At 42.9% G+C, this 17141-nt stretch carries 17 protein-coding genes; 12 read left to right on the top strand and 5 right to left on the bottom strand.

Going from position 1 to position 17141, the window contains the following annotated elements; all coding sequences use genetic code 11:
* Positions 1-10: 10 nt before the first annotated feature.
* Complete coding sequence (locus ACN6KS_RS18535; RefSeq protein ID WP_094869559.1) at positions 11-271, top strand: helix-turn-helix domain-containing protein; 261 nt, start codon at positions 11-13, stop codon at positions 269-271.
* Between the two features lie 30 nt (positions 272-301).
* Here the strand turns inward: ACN6KS_RS18535 and ACN6KS_RS18530 are convergent, their stop codons facing one another.
* Complete coding sequence (locus tag ACN6KS_RS18530) at positions 302-1210, bottom strand: LysR family transcriptional regulator (protein ID WP_440960214.1); 909 nt, start codon at positions 1208-1210, stop codon at positions 302-304.
* 105 nt (positions 1211-1315) lie between these two features.
* Between ACN6KS_RS18530 and aroA the strand changes: the two genes are divergently transcribed.
* The 3 genes from aroA to ACN6KS_RS18515 all read left to right on the top strand — a co-directional run bounded on the left by aroA (position 1316) and on the right by ACN6KS_RS18515 (position 4641).
* Positions 1316-2662 (top strand): 3-phosphoshikimate 1-carboxyvinyltransferase, encoded by a 1347-nt coding sequence (gene aroA / locus ACN6KS_RS18525; protein ID WP_094878834.1) that lies wholly within the window; start codon positions 1316-1318, stop codon positions 2660-2662.
* An 18-nt stretch (positions 2663-2680) separates the two neighbouring features.
* The gene (aroC, locus tag ACN6KS_RS18520; protein ID WP_094869562.1) at positions 2681-3736 is read left to right on the top strand and encodes a chorismate synthase; all 1056 of its coding nucleotides are present in this window, start codon (positions 2681-2683) and stop codon (positions 3734-3736) included.
* A gap of 224 nt (positions 3737-3960) precedes the next feature.
* On the top strand, positions 3961-4641 hold the full coding sequence (locus ACN6KS_RS18515) for a hypothetical protein (protein ID WP_440960213.1): 681 nt from the start codon (positions 3961-3963) through the stop codon (positions 4639-4641).
* 146 nt (positions 4642-4787) lie between these two features.
* Here ACN6KS_RS18515 and ACN6KS_RS18510 read toward each other — a convergent pair whose 3' ends face one another.
* From ACN6KS_RS18510 to ACN6KS_RS18500, 3 genes are all read right to left on the bottom strand, one after another.
* A complete protein-coding gene (locus ACN6KS_RS18510) occupies positions 4788-5462 on the bottom strand; it encodes an SOS response-associated peptidase (protein ID WP_440960212.1) in 675 nt (224 codons plus the stop codon).
* A 171-nt stretch (positions 5463-5633) separates the two neighbouring features.
* On the bottom strand, positions 5634-7193 hold the full coding sequence (locus ACN6KS_RS18505) for a glycoside hydrolase family 5 protein (protein WP_440960211.1): 1560 nt from the start codon (positions 7191-7193) through the stop codon (positions 5634-5636).
* A gap of 236 nt (positions 7194-7429) precedes the next feature.
* Positions 7430-8263: a MurR/RpiR family transcriptional regulator gene (locus tag ACN6KS_RS18500; protein ID WP_094869566.1), complete on the bottom strand. Its 834-nt coding sequence runs from the start codon at positions 8261-8263 to the stop codon at positions 7430-7432.
* Positions 8264-8443: 180 nt separating this feature from the next.
* On the opposite strand from ACN6KS_RS18500, the gene ACN6KS_RS18495 reads away from it, so the two are divergent.
* From ACN6KS_RS18495 to ACN6KS_RS18465, 7 genes are all read left to right on the top strand, one after another.
* Positions 8444-9322, top strand: a complete 879-nt coding sequence (locus tag ACN6KS_RS18495; protein WP_094869567.1) for a cell division protein FtsQ — start codon at positions 8444-8446, stop codon at positions 9320-9322.
* Positions 9315-11063, top strand: a complete 1749-nt coding sequence (locus ACN6KS_RS18490; protein ID WP_440960210.1) for an ABC transporter ATP-binding protein — start codon at positions 9315-9317, stop codon at positions 11061-11063. Before ACN6KS_RS18495 ends, ACN6KS_RS18490 begins: the two co-directional genes overlap by 8 nt.
* Positions 11050-11883 (top strand): energy-coupling factor transporter transmembrane component T family protein, encoded by an 834-nt coding sequence (locus ACN6KS_RS18485; protein ID WP_094869569.1) that lies wholly within the window; start codon positions 11050-11052, stop codon positions 11881-11883. The genes ACN6KS_RS18490 and ACN6KS_RS18485 overlap by 14 nt, the downstream gene beginning before the upstream one ends.
* A gap of 34 nt (positions 11884-11917) precedes the next feature.
* A complete protein-coding gene (locus ACN6KS_RS18480) occupies positions 11918-12712 on the top strand; it encodes a PHP domain-containing protein (RefSeq protein WP_440960209.1) in 795 nt (264 codons plus the stop codon).
* 231 nt (positions 12713-12943) lie between these two features.
* Positions 12944-13591: a FusB/FusC family EF-G-binding protein gene (locus tag ACN6KS_RS18475; protein ID WP_440960208.1), complete on the top strand. Its 648-nt coding sequence runs from the start codon at positions 12944-12946 to the stop codon at positions 13589-13591.
* Positions 13592-13791: 200 nt separating this feature from the next.
* Complete coding sequence (locus tag ACN6KS_RS18470) at positions 13792-14265, top strand: MarR family transcriptional regulator (RefSeq protein WP_440960207.1); 474 nt, start codon at positions 13792-13794, stop codon at positions 14263-14265.
* A gap of 153 nt (positions 14266-14418) precedes the next feature.
* A complete protein-coding gene (locus tag ACN6KS_RS18465; RefSeq protein WP_440960206.1) occupies positions 14419-15654 on the top strand; it encodes an MFS transporter in 1236 nt (411 codons plus the stop codon).
* Positions 15655-15730: 76 nt separating this feature from the next.
* Here ACN6KS_RS18465 and ACN6KS_RS18460 read toward each other — a convergent pair whose 3' ends face one another.
* A complete protein-coding gene (locus ACN6KS_RS18460; RefSeq protein WP_280786418.1) occupies positions 15731-15955 on the bottom strand; it encodes a hypothetical protein in 225 nt (74 codons plus the stop codon).
* A gap of 171 nt (positions 15956-16126) precedes the next feature.
* On the opposite strand from ACN6KS_RS18460, the gene ACN6KS_RS18455 reads away from it, so the two are divergent.
* Positions 16127-16966 carry a DegV family protein gene (locus ACN6KS_RS18455; RefSeq protein ID WP_094869575.1) on the top strand — a complete coding sequence of 280 codons (840 nt, stop codon included), beginning with the start codon at positions 16127-16129 and terminating at the stop codon, positions 16964-16966.
* Positions 16967-17141: the final 175 nt, after the last annotated feature.

The raw sequence follows: 17141 nt of genomic DNA, 5'->3' as shown, positions 1-17141 counted from the left end.
TTGGTTATCAATGTCTAGACAACGTTCCATGGAGAATATTTTGGCTTCAGAGTATGTCTCTATAGGTGAATTGGTAAGAATCACAAATTCTCGTTATAGTACACTCAAACATTACACAGAAGAAGGCATGCTTCCCTTTGAACAGGCCGAGGAGAATTTAACACGCAGATATAAAAGAGAGGAAACCGTCGCACGCATTCTTTGGATCAAAGAGTTGAAAGCAGACGGTTTATCGATCCCACAAATGAAAGAAGCTTTAGGAATGAATTAAACATCGGGATTCCCGGTGTTTTTTGCTTTTTTAGTCAAAGAATTTAACATCCTCTGATAACTTCGCACCAATCATCCGAACGAAATGCTCAGCCGCAACAGACAGCTTTCGATCCCGTCGTACTGCAAAGCCTATACTGCGAGGTAACAACGGATCGTCTAGCTTCAGTTCATAAAGTATTCCACTATGAAGATCCTCTTGCACGAAAGAACGGCTAATAAAAGCTGCCCCATACCCTAATCTAGCGAACTCTGCTAGCAGTTCTATACTCCCCAATTCGATATCTGGGATTACCGATAATCCCTTAGTCGCAAACCATTGCTCAACAAATACTCTAGTGCTGCTCCCTTGAGAAAATAGGATTAAAGGCAGCTCTGACACTTCTCTCATGGTTAGTGAACGACTCGTTAATTCTTGATAGGCTTCTCCTACTACAAAACAATCCTCCAGCACAGCCAGCGTCTGTATATTTAGCAGTGGATCGTGAAGAGGCATATGGACAAAGGCGCAGTCGATCTCGCCATCTTTTAAACGCTTAGTGATGTCTGGCGTCTTGCCGTGAGAGAGACGGATTCGTATACCTGGGTATGTGCTATGGAAGATGTTCAACTGCGGCAACAAAAGATGCTTGATCAGATAATCACTGGCTCCGATTCGTATTTCTCCCTCATTTAACTGCTTCAAGCTCTCCAGATGCTTCTGTGCTGAATCCAGCATGGAAAAGGATTGCTCCACATATTCGAATAGCGCTCGCCCTTCTTCTGTAAGCTCTACACCTTTGGACAGCCTGTGAAAAAGCTTCAGTCCTAAGGCTTCTTCCAATTGTTTAATGGCGTAACTCACAGAAGGCTGTGTAATATGCAGTTCCGTTGCAGCTTTTGTTAAATTACGATGACGTGCCGTTTGCCAGAAAATACGATACCATTCCAAGTTGAACATGTGGTATAGATCACCTCTATATCATTATGGTAAAAATCCAATTTCATTTATTGCATCTCATTCATTATAATCAGGCTAGAGGAATAATTCAAAGGGGTGGATGAAATGGAATCCAATCAACCGGACTTAGAAGCACGTTCTCCATGGTCAACGAATAGCGATAAACACATAGTGAAGATTAGCCCAGCGAAAGCGGAAATCAATGGGACGATAACCATATCAGGAAGCAAAAGTCTGACAAATCGGGCCTTGGTAATCGCTGCTTTGGCTGAAGGACGTTCAGAAATAAAGGGTATATTAAAAAGTGATGATTCTTACTGGTGTATTGATTCGTTAATGAAACTGGGGATTCCCGTTATGATAGAAGGAGAGACAGCTGTTGTGGAGGGATGTGGCGGCAACTGGCCGAATCCGACTGGTGAGCTATATGTAGGAGCGGCAGGTACGGTTGCAAGATTCTTACCCGCTGCACTCGCGGCAGGGACGGGTACTTGGACAATGAATGGAAGTAAACGACTCTGTGAGCGTCCACTCGCTCCATTACTCGACGCATTAACGACCCTTGGTGCACAATTTGAGTATAAACAAGTAGAGCGCTGTTTACCTTTTACATTAGAGGCAAAAGGTCTGCAAGGAGGAAGGGCTACGCTGCCCGGCTCCACTTCAAGTCAATTTATTAGTGGATTGCTGCTCGCGGCGCCGTATGCCAAGGACCAGGTGACCGTGTATATAGATGGAGAAGTTGTGCAAAGAGATTATGTCGAGATGACCCTTGCCATGATGGCCTCCTTTGGTGTAACACCAGAAGCATCTCAGGATGGTCAATCGATAACGGTTCCTACAGGAAAGTATCACGGTCATACGATCACTTTAGAGCCTGATGTATCCACATGCTGTTACTTTTGGGCTGTTGCGGCGCTTACGGCAGGCCGTGTTCGAATTGAAGGAATCAATGCAAGCCATACAAGTCAACCTGATATCGAATTTTTAGACGTTCTGGAGTTAATGGGCTGTACCGTTCTTCGTGGGGAGAATTTTGTTGAAGTACAAGGTGTCCCACGGCTTAAGGGTGGATTCACAGTGAGTATGAAGAAGTGGTCGGATCAAACACTAACCATGGCTGCTATGGCTATTTTTGCAGATGGTCCAATCACTCTAAAGGATGCCGCACATATCAGACATCATGAATGTGATCGGATAGCTGCGATATGCGAGGAAATAAGTAAGCTCGGAATACGTGTGGAAGAGTTTGAGGATGGTCTAACGGTATATCCGGGTCAGCCAATCCCAGCTTTACTAAATTCTCATGACGATCATCGGATGGCTATGGCGCTTTCTTTAATTGGCTTGAAGATTGAGAATATTCAGATTATCGACCCTGGTTGTGTCTCCAAGACCTGTCCAGATTATTTTGACCGTTTGTCAGCGTTAGGCGTACAGGTCCAATACTAACTAAGGAGTGCATATATAATGGCAGGAAATACATTCGGTGAAGTGTTCAAAATTACAACCTTCGGTGAGTCACATGGTGTGTCGGTAGGTGTCATAGTGGATGGTGTAACACCTGGTGTCGAGATTAACGAAGCGTATATACAGAAACAGATGGATCGGAGAAAACCGGGCCAATCTTCAGTAACTACTCCTCGTAAAGAATATGATGTTGTCCACATACAATCAGGAGTATTTGAGGGAAAAACAACAGGTACGCCGCTTTTTGTAGTTCTTCAAAACCACGATATGAGACCAGAAGCGTACAGCGAGATTCAGGACGCTTTTCGTCCGGGCCATGCCGACTTTACTTATTTAGAGAAATACGGGATTCGGGATCATCGTGGAAGCGGACGTGCTTCTGGTAGAGAAACTGCGGCAAGAGTGGCTGGAGGTGCGATAGCTCGTAAGTTGTTAGAGAGAAGAGGTGTACAGGTAGTAGCATACACGCAAGAAATCGGAGGCATAAAGTGTGAATCCTTCGATGAGGGAATGATTGAACAAAATGCTGTCCGCGCTTGTGATCCTATTGCAGCTGAGAAGATGATTAAAAAGATTGAGGGGTTAGCCGAGATTGGAGATAGCTGTGGAGGTATTGTGGAATGCCGTATTCGTGGCGTGATTCCGGGTCTTGGAGAGCCGGTCTTTGATAAATTGGATGCAGAACTGGCGAAAGCTATGCTGTCCATTGGTGCTGTTAAAGGGATAGAATTTGGAGCTGGCTTTGAAGCGGCAACGATGCTGGGTAGTGAGCATAATGACGCGAGGAATAGCGATGGCTTTCTTACTAATCATTCCGGAGGAATCATCGGGGGGATTAGCACCGGACAAGAAATCGTATTTCGGATCAGTGTAAAACCGACGTCGTCCATCTCTGTGCCACAGCAAACGACTAACATTAAAGGGGAAGAGCAAGAGATACGCACCGAAGGCAGACATGATCCTTGTATTTGTCCGAGAATCGTACCTGTGGTAGAGGCTATGGCTTGTTTAGTACTGGAGGATCAATACAAACGACAAGCTGCTATGCTTGGATGATATAAAAGCGGCATGGCCCATTAGCACATATTGCGCTAATGGGCTTTTTACTGTTCACACTTCGATTTTACCCCATATAGAAACTTGATCTAGTATATTATGGAATTAGAAAAGCGGAAAAGAACTCATGCAATACTAAATAAAGGAGGGGCGTTAATGGACAACGACAGAGCACCAGTAATATTTCAAAAAGAAACAAAGAACGGGTTGAAAAAGGTGGTTTTATGAGAATATTCACGTTAGGAATTGTAGTATTGATGTTATTTGTTTTAAACCCTACCGTAATAAAAGACAATCCAAATACAGCTATATCGAAGATAGAAGCATCTGTTGAACCGTCAGAGAAATTAGCAGCAGGAAGCTTAAGTGAATTGGCTAATCGTAAATTTTCTATAAAAGAAGGTCAGAACAATGAAGAAGATTATGATTCTATTGTGACCTTTGGAAAAGCCTTCGTTAATCTTTATACCGGAGCTGTTGCAAAACAAGAAACTGTATCCTTTGAGAATTACATCTCGAGTGCAAATCTTCTTAAATTCACAGATAAAATGTTGGAATTAACACAAAAGCAGGCATTGAACGGTGCCAGTAGTGTGAATTTCGGTCTCGATAATGAGTTTAAAGAAGAAGTGATTAATAAAATTGATAAGAATCTTTACTATCTGAGCTTACCTTTTTCAAACGAAGGGTCTGGATTGACTTGCACACTGTTAGTTCAATCTTCAAATAAGTCATTGGAAATTGTTGATTTGTACTTTGGCTACAAAGATGGTGTAGATACTTTCACAACGGGTCACCCTGCGGAAAGAAACTTTGACAATCCACAAATATGGGATGACCAAGAATGGGTGGATGGTGTTTTTGAAAAGCTTGAACAATATGAAGCCGAACTCTCCGTCAAGTAGACAGTAGAAGAATAGAGATCCGAGCAGCAACTTGCTTTCAATATTCAGCGGTAACAATAAAAGCAGCGGTATGTTAAGGCTTTAGTTTCCCGCCCTAGCACCGCTGCTTCATTATTAAGGTATTCTAATCCAATTCTACTAGTATCTCAAGGTTTTACCCAGGAGCCCTTCAGATCCATTTCCCGGATACAATCGGCCGAGTCATTCCTGTTGTCGTTAATCATTGGGGTAACTGGGTACACCTGCATTTCATCTGCTGAATAAGGCCGCAGAATCGGATTCAGTGCTTCCAGATCATTTGTCTCCTCATCAAGCCATCGAGTGATATCCTGTGGGGACAAAATCGCCGGCATCCGGCTCTCAAATTCGATAATCAGTGGATTGGCATCAGTCATGACCAGAGAACAGGTACGAAGAGGCTCCCCGCGCGTATCCCGCCAAATTTCGTATAGACCAGCCACTCCGAACATACTGCGATTATTCATGACTACCCGAACTGGATAAGTCTTCTTGCCTTCCTTTTTCCAATAATAAAACCCATTGCACGGGATAATACAACGATGCTTGTCCACCATCTTGCGGTAGGTTGGATTCTGATGCACGTTACGGAGATCCGCATTGATCGCATCTTTTCCCCAATAAGGAACGAATCCCCAGCGGAACTCATCTAGAATTCGCTCACCATCCTGTTGTAAAACTACCGGCATATCCTGCGTGGGACTAATATTATAGCGGTCTTTATAGTAGTACATCACTCGGTTAATTTCAAAATGATCCCTAATTTCCTGCAGTTCGGCCGCTAGCGAAAAACGTTGACACATGAAACATCAGCCTCCTTTTGTTTCGTAGTGTTTGTAAAAGGAGGTAAATTATTCATGGCTTCCGAGGTCGCCTATTAATTGACCCGAATCCTGTGGTTGACAGTAATAAAGGAGCCGTAAGGTACGGCCCCTCGTAGTTTATCTTTTTTGTTATTTAACAGTTTTAATAAATTATTGCAGACTCACACTATCTAGATAAATAGCGGATTGGCCACTACTGTTCGAGGAGGCGCGGAATTCCACCCCAATTTCTTTGACTGCGGACAAATTCGAAATGTCGCTGAGGGATAGTGTCAAAGTGGTACCGACGTTTGATTGAATCAGATTCTCTCCAGAATCATACCATGTCCACCCGGACCCGGTCTTCAAGTATAGTTTCGCATAGATTCCGTTGCCAATATTTCCCCAGTTCGCATGCTTAACCGTTACTTTCAGACTGCTTTTTCCGGACAGGTTTTGATTTGAGGTTATATATAGGCTATGCGTGGAATTGGATTGTAAGGAGACATCGGCTTTGAGAGTTTGCGCTCCCGTAGCTTTCCATTCATTGGTGACCCATGGTCCTCCCGAAATATTGTTTCCCGACCAACCTTGAGTTCCCGACTCAAAATCATATAAGATCGCCCCGTTATTTCCCGGACTCGGGCTTGGTGTAGGAGTAGGAGTAGGAGTAGGAGTAGGAGTAGGTGTAGGTGTAGGTGTAGGTGTAGGTGTAGGTGTAGAAGTAGGGCTTGAGGTTGGAGTTACACCTCCGAAAATGCCGGACAACACAGAAGTTGCTTTTATGCCGTTACTGCCATTCACAACGGTATTGCCGAACGAGGTGAGGGAGTTGTCTGTCCAATCATTCGTCATATCAAGATAAGCCAAATCACTGCTATTGCCCTTCCAGGACCAAGCCAACCAGCCGACTCCTTTCTCTTGGGAATAGCTCATAATGGTGGCTTCATCCACATCACCGTTTGTATGCTGTCCGCCAAATTCGCCGATAATCAGCGCAAGATTCTTGTTCAGCACACCGTCAATATTGGATTTGACGGTATTTGCATTGCCCCCAGCATATTCATACATATGGACAGAGAACAATGTATTTTTTAACGGATCCGCATTCAGTACTTCCGTCCCATAATTTTTGACCGAATCTGGATATTGTCCCCAGCCAGCAGAATCAACAATCAGCGTATGATTTAGACCGGCGTTTCGTAATTTAGGAATAGCTTGCTTATAACCATTAGCCCAGGCTACTCCATCCCATGTTCCGTACCACTCGTTAGCTATATTTATGAGTACACGGTCTTCTTTGCCAATCAGTGCGTCTTTAATACTGATCCAGTAATTAACGGCGTTGTCCAAATCGGATAGACTATCGCTTCCTGTTGCGTCATGTACTTCCAAAACGGCAATTAGTTTATTTTGTTCACAGAGGCTGATGATATTTTTGATGGCATTCACATCATCAATCGTCCATTTGTATCCATTCGCTAATACAATGCGTACCGTGTTGGCACCAGTTTTAGCAATGGCTGGTATTGCGGTAGACAATTGATCCTTATACCATGTGTGCGCATGATTGACTCCTCGCATAACAAATGGTTGTCCTGTAGCATCCATTAATTTGGTACCGCTTACATAAAATCCGCTCGCAGCATGTGCTTTGTTCGAAAGTTGTCCGGTCCATGTGAAAATCAGTAAGAATGCTACAAATGTAATCGACCACTTGCGTAAAATCACCAAAAACCACCTCATGAATTTTATTTATGTAAACCCTCATTAAGTTTATACTGGTAACGTCCGTTCACCTCCTATTGTTAGAATAATGAGGGAGTCATATTTAACTGTGCGTTCATGAATTCACTAATTTCTTTGGATTTATCGTTATTATATTAGCATTATGTTATTTTGAAAGCGTATGATTATTTTATGCAATTGACTAAATTTCGCTTTAAAAATTGTTTTTTATTAAGAACTCAATTCCTCGGAAGCTTCCCTCCATACTGTGCTCTTAGCTGCTGTAATTTGTCTAATTTGCTTAGACTACTATCTCTATTTGCTAAACCTACCCCAAGAATCAGATTCTCGATAATATACGTGGGACCGACCATGGAGTGAAACTCCCAAACCTCACCTCTTCCGGCATACAGTACAATATCTGCATCTTGGGATCGTGGATACACGAGTCTATCGGTGATCAGGATGACCTGGTAATTAGCTTCACGTGCTTGGTCCAGAATCACTTCGATTTCAGGTAACAGTTGAACGAATCCAAAGACAAGCAATACATCTTTTTGATCAGCATGCATTAAGGACTCTAGCAGTTCGTGTCCGCTGGGGGCCATTTTTTTCATCTGTAGTCCAAAACGCGCCATTCGATAAATCATCAGCTCGGCTAGTCCAGCACAAGGGCCTGGGCTATATACATATACAATGCGTGCTGCAGATAGTGCTACTACTGCACGCTGCAGCGCCTCGTCGCTCAAATAGCGGCGTGTCTCTTGCAGATGATGTAAGCAATTGTCCAGCAGCACTTGAGGAAGTGAACGATCATCCGATCTTTGCATGGCATCACGCATTTTTATGGAAGGGGTGGATTCAAAGCGGAAACGGAGCCGGTTTTTGAAATCTTTGGCATGTTTGAATCCAGCCGCTTTCCAGAACCGCGAGACGGAGGCAATGCTTAATTGAAGTTCATCTGCCATTTCCTGTTCCGTCATATAGACTACACGTTGCTCATTTTTCTGAATAAAGTCAGCAATTATTCGTTGATTTGGTGAGAAGGCGCGGCGATTCCAATCTTTATACAATCTCTCATTCCTCCTAATATGAAGTGTTAAATAGAATATAACGTATGAAGATGTTGTAAATATTTTTACAACGTTAAAAATACTGAAAAAAATATTACTCCCATTTAACAATTGGTAAAAGTTGTGCTGACATGACCTTCTTATAATGAAGATAAATTCTTGTAGGGAGGTCAAATATTCATGAGTACGATAAAAACGCGCTACACGTTGACTCAGTCACAAAAAATGATGATTTTTGTACTGTCGATGTCGCTTTACGGTTTGTCCAATATGTTTACGGAGCTTGTGCCTGGGATCAAACTAGGCCCCATTGAATTATCGATTGAATATTTCGCATTCATTCCTTTGACCTTATGTATGCTGTTTCATCCACTGTATGCGGCCATTGGGGCAGCTGTGGGTGAAGTGATCTTTGGGGAACTGATGTTAGGTCAATTTGGCGGGCTGGGCGAATTGGAGAAATTCATCACCTTCTCACTAGCGATGTATACCGCTGGCCGTATGGTATCTGATCCGAAGAATCGTAGACAGGTTGGAGTAGCAGCGATTACTGGCGTAGCGATTCACCAGTTCTTCAGCTCTGTTGTGGATATAGTGAAAGTATGGGTGGGTGTAGAAGAACTTGAAGCTGTTAAAGGTCTGGCAGAGAGTATCGTTGTAATCGAGGGAGTTGGCTTTTTGAACGACGTACTCTTCTCCGGTATCTTGTTCGCTCTAATTCCTACTATGTATCTGGTCCCACGTTTATATGGGAAAATCGAACCTTTGCTTGGTATGAAGCCGCGTGAACGGAACATGAAATATGCTACAGGGGCTTGGCTATCTCCTAAGCTAGTTATTTTTGGAACGATTCTGGTCATGGTTGCGCTTGGATCAGAATTGCTCTCAGAATCCGGATGGAACTTTGGTGACTTTGAGTTTGCTTGGGCAGAGTCGAATGAAGAGAGCTTAATCTGGCTAAGTATGCTGGTAGCGGCAATTGTTGCAGCAACAGCAATTATATCCCTGATTCGGCGATCAGTACGTAAAAGACAGGAAGCGGGTCAAGTAGATGCGTAAATCAATACTCGAACTGAATGGAGTCACCTTTACTTATCCGGGAGCCGAACAACCTGTACTGCAAGATGTATCTTTGCGGCTAGAAGAAGGAGATTTCATTGCCATTATAGGTAGTAATGGTTCGGGAAAATCCACGCTGTGTAAATGCTTTAATGGCTTGATTCCTCATTATTACACAGGGGACTTCACTGGAGAGGCGACGATCTGTGGACAACCGGCGGATGGGAAAAGTGTAGCTGAGCTTTCCAGGCATATCGGGTATGTTTATCAGGATTTTGAGAATCAATTAGTGCGTCCGACGGTCCTAGATGATGTGTCGTTTACGCCACTTAATTATGGATTTGCCGATTATAGGGAGCGGGGAGAGCGGGCACTGGCACTAACCGGACTTAGCGATTTAAGAAATGAATTCATCTGGCAATTGAGTGGCGGGCAAAAACATTTGCTCGCTTTAGCCGGAGCACTAGCGATGGATCCAGAAATTCTAGTCATTGATGAACCGGTAGCTCAGCTGGATCCGCAGCATGCCCGCCATATCTATGATATTCTGCGCCGTTTGAATGAGGAGCATGGGAAGACCATTGTAGTGATCGAACATCATGCGGAATTTATTGCCGACTATTGTAAGAATGTCGTCCTGATGGATAAGGGGAGAATGTGCTGGCAGAAGCCGGTGCACGAAGCTTTATCATCTGTAAAAGAACTGCTGGAGCTGGGCATTTATCCCCCGGATGTGACTCGGGCAGCTTGGCTCTTGCAATCTGATGCGCCGCTAACCCAATTCCTTCCCTTGAGCGCTGAAGAAGGGAATGCCCACATGATATTGCGGCAGGATAGGATCCAGAGAAATGATCCATCTGACTATATGAAGGAGCAGTCCCTTACTGTAAATCGGGAAGTGAAGAGTGTCGTTCAGATGGAGAATGTATACCTCTCATACCGTACCATTCATAAGACGATGCATCCTGTCTTGAATGGTGTTCAGCTGGAACTGCGGCAGGGTGAGTCTATTGCTCTTATTGGCAACAACGGGGCGGGAAAATCTTCTTTAATGAAGCTGATTGCTGGAATTGTCAGACCTACAGCTGGAACCGTAAATGTGAAAGGGATGACCGTGAACGGTCTGCCACCCGAGCGTCTCTCCGGTACCGTAGCATACGTATTTCAGAACCCAGAGGAAATGTTCATTGAGGATTCTGTACGCAAAGAAATTGCTTATTATTTGAAGGCGCGGAAGCTACCAGACGCAGAAGAGAGAGTAGAAGAAATGCTAAAAGCATTCCGGCTCCATGAATTAGCAGAACGTGACGCTCGACTTCTGAGTGGGGGTCAGCAGCGCCGGGTATCGCTAGCCATTGGTGCAGCTGTTCGTCCTGCCGTCATGCTGCTCGATGAACCAACGGCCAATTTGGATATTTCGACCAAACAGGAAATGGTTCATGTGCTGGAAACGCTTCGCAGTCATGTTGAGACAGTGGTGATCGCGACTCACGATATGCAGCTTGTGTCTGAGTGGGCGACCAGGATTATCGTTATGCACCAAGGCAGGATTATTGCTGACGGAACGAAAGATGAAATCTTCGCTGACGGACTTCTATTACGGAGGGCGGGTCTGGCTCAGACGCAATTGATGGAGCTGAGCCGTATGCTCGGTCTGCCCAAAATTTGCAGCAGCTTAGAGGAATTCGTAAGTCTAGTGGAAGTGAAAAAGGAGGTGGCTACAATCCATGGAAGCTGTTAAACGGGCACTTGACCGTATATCTGTTGAACAAATTAAACTGGAGCTCTTAGGGACTGCTTATAACAGTAGCAGTACATTTCTGGGAAGGCTCGACCCGCGAACGCTGCTACTTTGGTATTTATTCTTTGCCATTGTGCCTTGGTTTGTACATAACCGTACGGTTTTGTTAGGGATGTTCGTGCTTATGGTCTTAACGACTGTCCTCTCCCGGGTCAGCCCGTATATTATTTTTATATTGTGTCTGGGATTAATCAGCCAAATTGGGTGGATGTTCATCCTGTCTCTCTTTTTCGGCGGAGGAATTGAATCGTTGCTGCCTATGTTGACGCTGACACTTAAGCTCTCAGTAATATCACTAGCTAGTATTACGGTGTTCTCCAGTCTCGATCCGGAAAGACTTAGTGACGGCCTGCTATCCTTAGGGATTCCAGATACATTTGCTTTCAGCTTATCTTATGGTTATCGTATTTTACCTACGTTACTGGAGGAATTCCATCAGATTTTGTTATCCTTCAGACTGAGAGGGCAAAGACCGCTGCAACATGGTTTGTTGTATTGGAGAACAGCAACATATTATTTGCGCATTGTGATCCTGGCTTTTTATCCACTCATGCTAAATACCGCTAAACGTTCCCGGACCACGATCGAGGCGCTTGAGACTCGGGGATTTAGCTACGGTCTTAACAATAAGAAAGTGAAGAAGATTAAGCTATCTTATTTAAAAATGAAGCGGTCCGACTGGTACTTTTTATCCGGATCCACCGTTTATATTATTTTGCTTTTTTGGATCGGTTACCTCTACCCTAAACTGGTGTATTGACATCACTCATAAGCTCAAAGGAGACGAATTAGACATGAATATTGATTTGCATACCCACGGTAAATTATCTAAGAAATCAACCTTTTCCCCTGAATACTTTGCAGAAATGATGTTTGAGGCGAAAGCGAACGGATTACAGGCAGTAGCTTTGACCGAGCACTTTAACACTTCTAATTTCTTTGCGATGTATGAGACGCTGGACCAGACGTATCCTTATAACGGACATTATTATGATGTAAACGGACTTAAACTGTTTCCGGGTATGGAGGTGGATATCGCGGAGACAGGTCATATCCTGTTGATCGGACTTAAGGAGAATGTTCTAGCCGTTCGCGCTTTACTGGATGAGCATACGAAGGAGGGGGATTTTATTTCTTTCAAGGATCTGCTGGACATGGCTGACGAACATAAGCTTTGGAAAATCGGAGCTCATCCCTTCCGAACCTCTACGCCCTTACATCAACTGGATCCAGAGCTGCTTCGGAGATTAGATGCTTTTGATTTCAATGCAAAGGATATTTACATGCAGGGGGCAGAGACTTACAAGAACCTGATCACACCTTTTGCTGAAAAGCTTGGTGTACCGGTGATTGCCGGTAGTGATAGTCATCAATGTCTGCAATATGGTAGTGTTCTGAATCGGTTGAATATTAACTGCTCAACGGTTGAGGAATTGAAAGAAACCATTAAGCAAGGCAACTACGAAATTGAGCTTTCGCCGTGTCTACACACCAAAGTGAAAGCTTCAGTCATGATGAAGAAACTTTTGAAGCAGCTCATTGGTGAAGCACCTTCCAGAGATGAAGCAGAGGTTGGCAACATGGTCTAGCCGATGGCAAACATTCCTGTTATACTTTTTTCGTGAATGTAATCGGAGGTGGTACTGTGCTAATGCTGGTTTGCCCATTAGCTAGAAGTTCCTCACGCAAAGCCTAAATTAGGGCGATACTTTGCGTGAGGTGCGATAGGATGGATGATCGCCCAAACTAAATATTATCGTTTCTAATAATGGGCTTTGCACCTTATGAAATTTTCATAACAAATAAGGGGCTGAAGAGCAATGAATACACCATTTATTAGAAACCATCAATATAATTTTATTAAAAAACAAACAGACTTTCTTCTAAAAACACTGCGAACTGTAGCGGATCGAAGAGTCTTGGAGACGGTAAGATATCGTTCATCGTTGAATGTTGTAGAAGCTTTTTCAACACTAAGTGATAGTCAGCAGCAGTTGCTGCAACAAATATCAGCCTTTGAGACTGCATACGATTTTCAGAAGTATCTTAGTGGATTAGAGCCTTATTTAGAACCTTTTCCGCAGATTACACCGAAACAGATTCAGAAGTTGTTCCCTAAGAATAAAAAGCTGAAGGTACCTGATTTATCAGCCATCGACTTTCGATATATGACATATTTGAGCTGGATAGATATTGCTACCAATAAATTATTTATTGTATATCCGTTCGAAGGGCAGTTTATCGGTATTGAAGGTAGAATGACACCAATGAACAAGAAGGGGTATTGCCTGTTCTGTAATCGGCAGCAACAGCTCGCCTTTTTTACGGTCAAGACCAAGCTTGCGAAATCTTCGCCGGATGATTACTCTTCCATTGGCCAATATATTTGCATTGAGAGCCAAGCATGTAATCATAGGATTACGGATACAGCAGCACTAGAGAAATTCATTCTCTCCACTCGTGCATAATGTTAGGATTAGCAAAGGCTGCTTTTGTAAGTAGCTTCAGACTATAGAGCAATAGGGTTTTGAAACGAATGATTTCGTTTCGAAACCCTATTTGCTGTCCGCTCAATTCCTGAATTAATGATTTTAAATATTGTTGAAATAGAAACAAAAAATAATGTGATATAATATTGTTAATGCAAGAGCGGGTGGGAGGACAGGTCATGAACAAAGAAGATCAGATCCTAACGGGTGTCAGGGACCTATATAATAAGATGGTCTGGCTTAACAAAGATAAGATGGAAGCCAGTCTTAAGGGTTATACATCTTCTGAAGTACATTGTATTGAATACATTGAAAAAAATGTGGATTCCAACGTAACAAAACTTGCGGAGTCCTTTTTTATGACGCGCGGTGCCATAAGTAAATTAACTAAGAAACTCATAGAAAAAGGCCTGATCGAAAGCTACCAGAAGTCGGATAACAAAAAAGAAATCTATTTTAGGCTTACTGAGCAAGGAAAAGTAATTTATAAAATCCATGAGAACCTTCACAAAGAGTTTCAAGAGCGGGATAAGGCCGTCTTTGAGCAGTTAACCGAGGAACAATTTGATAGTATGCTTAGTTTCGTGGAAAAATATAGTAGTCATTTGGATGCGGAAATAAAAAAACAGGGTAAAGATATGAAATCGGAATAAAATTTGAATAATGAAAATGAACCAGATGCAGTCGGGCTCTATGGAGAACGGCTGTATTTTTATTGTGATCATTTTGTTGACAAGGAAACAAAATGGCGATACGATAAACATGTTTCCTAGGAATCAAAATGCAACTTTAAGGAGTGAACATAAATGTCCATATTTAAATCACACAATGAACAGAACACAGGACAATCCGTAGATAAGCACGCATTAATATTCGGTCTTATCTCTGTGTTTCTTTGCGGAATTGGCTTTAGTATCATAATGCCTGTCATCCCTTTCTTAGTGCAGCCATATACAAGCAGTCCGGGAGAACAAGCAATAGTTGTTACGATGCTGACCTCGGTTTATGCAGTCTGTGTATTTTTTGCAGCCCCCGTACTTGGAGCTTTGAGCGACAAATATGGCAGGCGTCCATTACTCTTAGTATGCCTGTTGGGTTCCGCCATCGGGTACTTGGTTTTTGGTATAGGAGGGGCTCTATGGGTACTATTTGCTGGGCGCATAATCGAAGGTATAACAGGCGGGAGCATAAGCACGATCTTCGCATATTTTGCAGACATCATTCCTGCAGAACAGAGAACCAAATACTTCGGATGGGTGAGTGCAGTTGTAGGTGTAGGCACCGTCATTGGCCCAACGATAGGCGGATTACTTGCTAAGTTTGGTTATTCTGTTCCTTTGTATTTTGGAGCAATCATAACTTTATTGAATGTTGTTTATGGATTCTTTTTTATGCCAGAGAGCCTTGCCGAGAAGAATAGACTGAAGGAGATTACCTTTGTAAGACTGAATCCATTTTCACAGCTTGCCAACTTACTTTCTACGAAAAACTTAAATAGGCTGCTTGTCTCAGCTTTTTTACTCTGGATTCCTAACGGATCTTTACAGGCAGTATTTTCTCAATTTACGATAGATACTTTCAGCTGGAAGCCTGCACTAATCGGAGTTATGTTTTCGATTATGGGTCTCCAAGACATCATTTCACAAGGTTTGATCATGCCAAAGCTTTTGAAGAAACTTAGTGATAAACATATAGCAATTCTTGGAATGGCTTCGGAAATTATCGGTTACAGTTTTATTGCTTTATCTGCTTTGCTCTCATTCTATCCTCTTTTAATCGCTGGAATGTTTATATTTGGCTTTGGGGATTCGATCTTTGGGCCTTCATTTAACGGGATGCTTTCCAAGTCTGTCGATTCTAGTGAACAAGGTAGGATTCAAGGAGGTAGCCAGTCTATTCAGGCTTTAGCAAGAATGATTGGGCCTATCATTGGAGGTCAGATTTATGTATCACTAGGCCATGCCGCACCCGCATTTATGGGCATGATCCTTATAGCAGCAGCCATACTCGTCTTGTATAAGCGTCCGGATGTAAATATGTAAACTACCTACGTTTAAGAACATATAAAAAAAGGGTTTCAGAACTCAGGGACAAGTTCTGAAACCCTTTTTGTCAAAGTTAATGTTTGTCTTTAGAATTTTTATTGATGACCCGTGCTGGACGAGTTACCCAGTTCGAACGATTCATCGGTTTAACTGTATCAATTCTGTCATTTGACGGTTCATTTAAAGCTTCAGTGGTTTCTGTTTCGGTAGACGCCGTTACTTCTTGATCTGCGGTTTTTTTCCTCGATAGTCCTGTTCCATCATGCTTGCCTCTGTTCCATACTCTTCCCTTACTCATACATACACTCCATTTCTATACGCTTATTCATAAACCATATCATATTAGGACAAGTTAAGGAAGAAAGACATAAGCACAAATCGAAGGATTTTTCAAGTTATATTGGTTACTGGAGATTTCATTTGCCGATAGCTATAATAGTACTGATATTGAAAGGAGAGTACTTATATTATGGCAATCAAGATCATAACAGACAGCGGTTCTGACCTACCCCTTGACTACATGGAGAAGTATAATGTTTCCGTGGTCCATCTACCGGTTCATTTTGGGCATGAGTTAATGCCTGCGGATACGGATACGAAAATCTTTTATGCTAAAATGAGTGAATCCAAGGAGCTACCTACTACAGCAAGTCCCAGTCCAAACCAATTCCTTGAGACATTCAGGCAAGTAGAGGAAGGTACTGACATTATGGTCATTTGTATGTCCTCTAATATTAGTAGCACTTATCAGACGGCTATGATCGCTATGGAAATGTACCAAGAAGAAGGACACACCAATGCGATAGAGGTTATAGATTCCAAGACCTTTTCTGGCGGGTTATCGCTGATCGTGGGTCTTGCGGCGAAGTGGTCACAGACTTGTTCAAGTCTGCAGGAACTGAAGGTCAAGGTGCTTCAGCAAATGGATGAAGTTCAAGCATATTTTACACTGGACACACTTGAGAATGTGATGAAGGGCGGACGTTTAAGCCGGATATCTGGAGCGGTTGCTTCCGTGTTAAATATCAAACTACTGCTCAAAATCAGCGAAGAGGGTACTGTTGAGGTAGTGGAGAAGACCCGGGGTCTTCCAAAGGCATTAAACCGACTGCTTGCACATTTGGATGAGAAGCAGCATGACTACGAAAAGGCTGTTATCGCTATAGTACACAGTAACTGTGAGAAGCTTGCGCTTGAGATTAAAGAACGCATCTTACAAAAGCACCCGTTCAAAGAAGTTTTACTCTCAAGTATGGGACCTGTAATGGGAACCTATGCGGGTGAAGGTGGAATTGGTGTTGCTTTTTAATAGGACTCTGAGGGCGTTTATATTTGCCAGCAGGCGTTCAGATTTCTGGAATTATACGATCGTACATGGGACGGGTTCCTGTGTGCGATTTTTATTTAAATATAAGAATTTGATGGATGTAATAATTTAGCTATTCTTTAGATTGCGTTTAGGTGGGTTTAATAATCGAAGATTA

Source organism: Paenibacillus nitricinens (genome assembly GCF_052056485.1).
In the GTDB taxonomy this organism is placed as follows: Bacteria; Bacillota; Bacilli; order Paenibacillales; family Paenibacillaceae; genus Paenibacillus_AQ; species Paenibacillus_AQ nitricinens.
Note: the sequence above shows the minus strand (reverse complement) of the source record. Positions and strands in the feature narration are given on the sequence as shown.

Coding starts and splice junctions, on each gene's coding strand:
- ACN6KS_RS18535 (WP_094869559.1), top strand. CDS start 11: ATGTCTAGACAACGTTCCATGGAGAATATTTTGGCTTCAGAGTATGTC.
- ACN6KS_RS18530 (WP_440960214.1), bottom strand. CDS start 1,210: ATGTTCAACTTGGAATGGTATCGTATTTTCTGGCAAACGGCACGTCAT.
- aroA (WP_094878834.1), top strand. CDS start 1,316: ATGGAATCCAATCAACCGGACTTAGAAGCACGTTCTCCATGGTCAACG.
- aroC (WP_094869562.1), top strand. CDS start 2,681: ATGGCAGGAAATACATTCGGTGAAGTGTTCAAAATTACAACCTTCGGT.
- ACN6KS_RS18515 (WP_440960213.1), top strand. CDS start 3,961: ATGAGAATATTCACGTTAGGAATTGTAGTATTGATGTTATTTGTTTTA.
- ACN6KS_RS18510 (WP_440960212.1), bottom strand. CDS start 5,462: ATGTGTCAACGTTTTTCGCTAGCGGCCGAACTGCAGGAAATTAGGGAT.
- ACN6KS_RS18495 (WP_094869567.1), top strand. CDS start 8,444: ATGAGTACGATAAAAACGCGCTACACGTTGACTCAGTCACAAAAAATG.
- ACN6KS_RS18490 (WP_440960210.1), top strand. CDS start 9,315: ATGCGTAAATCAATACTCGAACTGAATGGAGTCACCTTTACTTATCCG.
- ACN6KS_RS18485 (WP_094869569.1), top strand. CDS start 11,050: ATGGAAGCTGTTAAACGGGCACTTGACCGTATATCTGTTGAACAAATT.
- ACN6KS_RS18480 (WP_440960209.1), top strand. CDS start 11,918: ATGAATATTGATTTGCATACCCACGGTAAATTATCTAAGAAATCAACC.
- ACN6KS_RS18475 (WP_440960208.1), top strand. CDS start 12,944: ATGAATACACCATTTATTAGAAACCATCAATATAATTTTATTAAAAAA.
- ACN6KS_RS18470 (WP_440960207.1), top strand. CDS start 13,792: ATGAACAAAGAAGATCAGATCCTAACGGGTGTCAGGGACCTATATAAT.
- ACN6KS_RS18465 (WP_440960206.1), top strand. CDS start 14,419: ATGTCCATATTTAAATCACACAATGAACAGAACACAGGACAATCCGTA.
- ACN6KS_RS18460 (WP_280786418.1), bottom strand. CDS start 15,955: ATGAGTAAGGGAAGAGTATGGAACAGAGGCAAGCATGATGGAACAGGA.
- ACN6KS_RS18455 (WP_094869575.1), top strand. CDS start 16,127: ATGGCAATCAAGATCATAACAGACAGCGGTTCTGACCTACCCCTTGAC.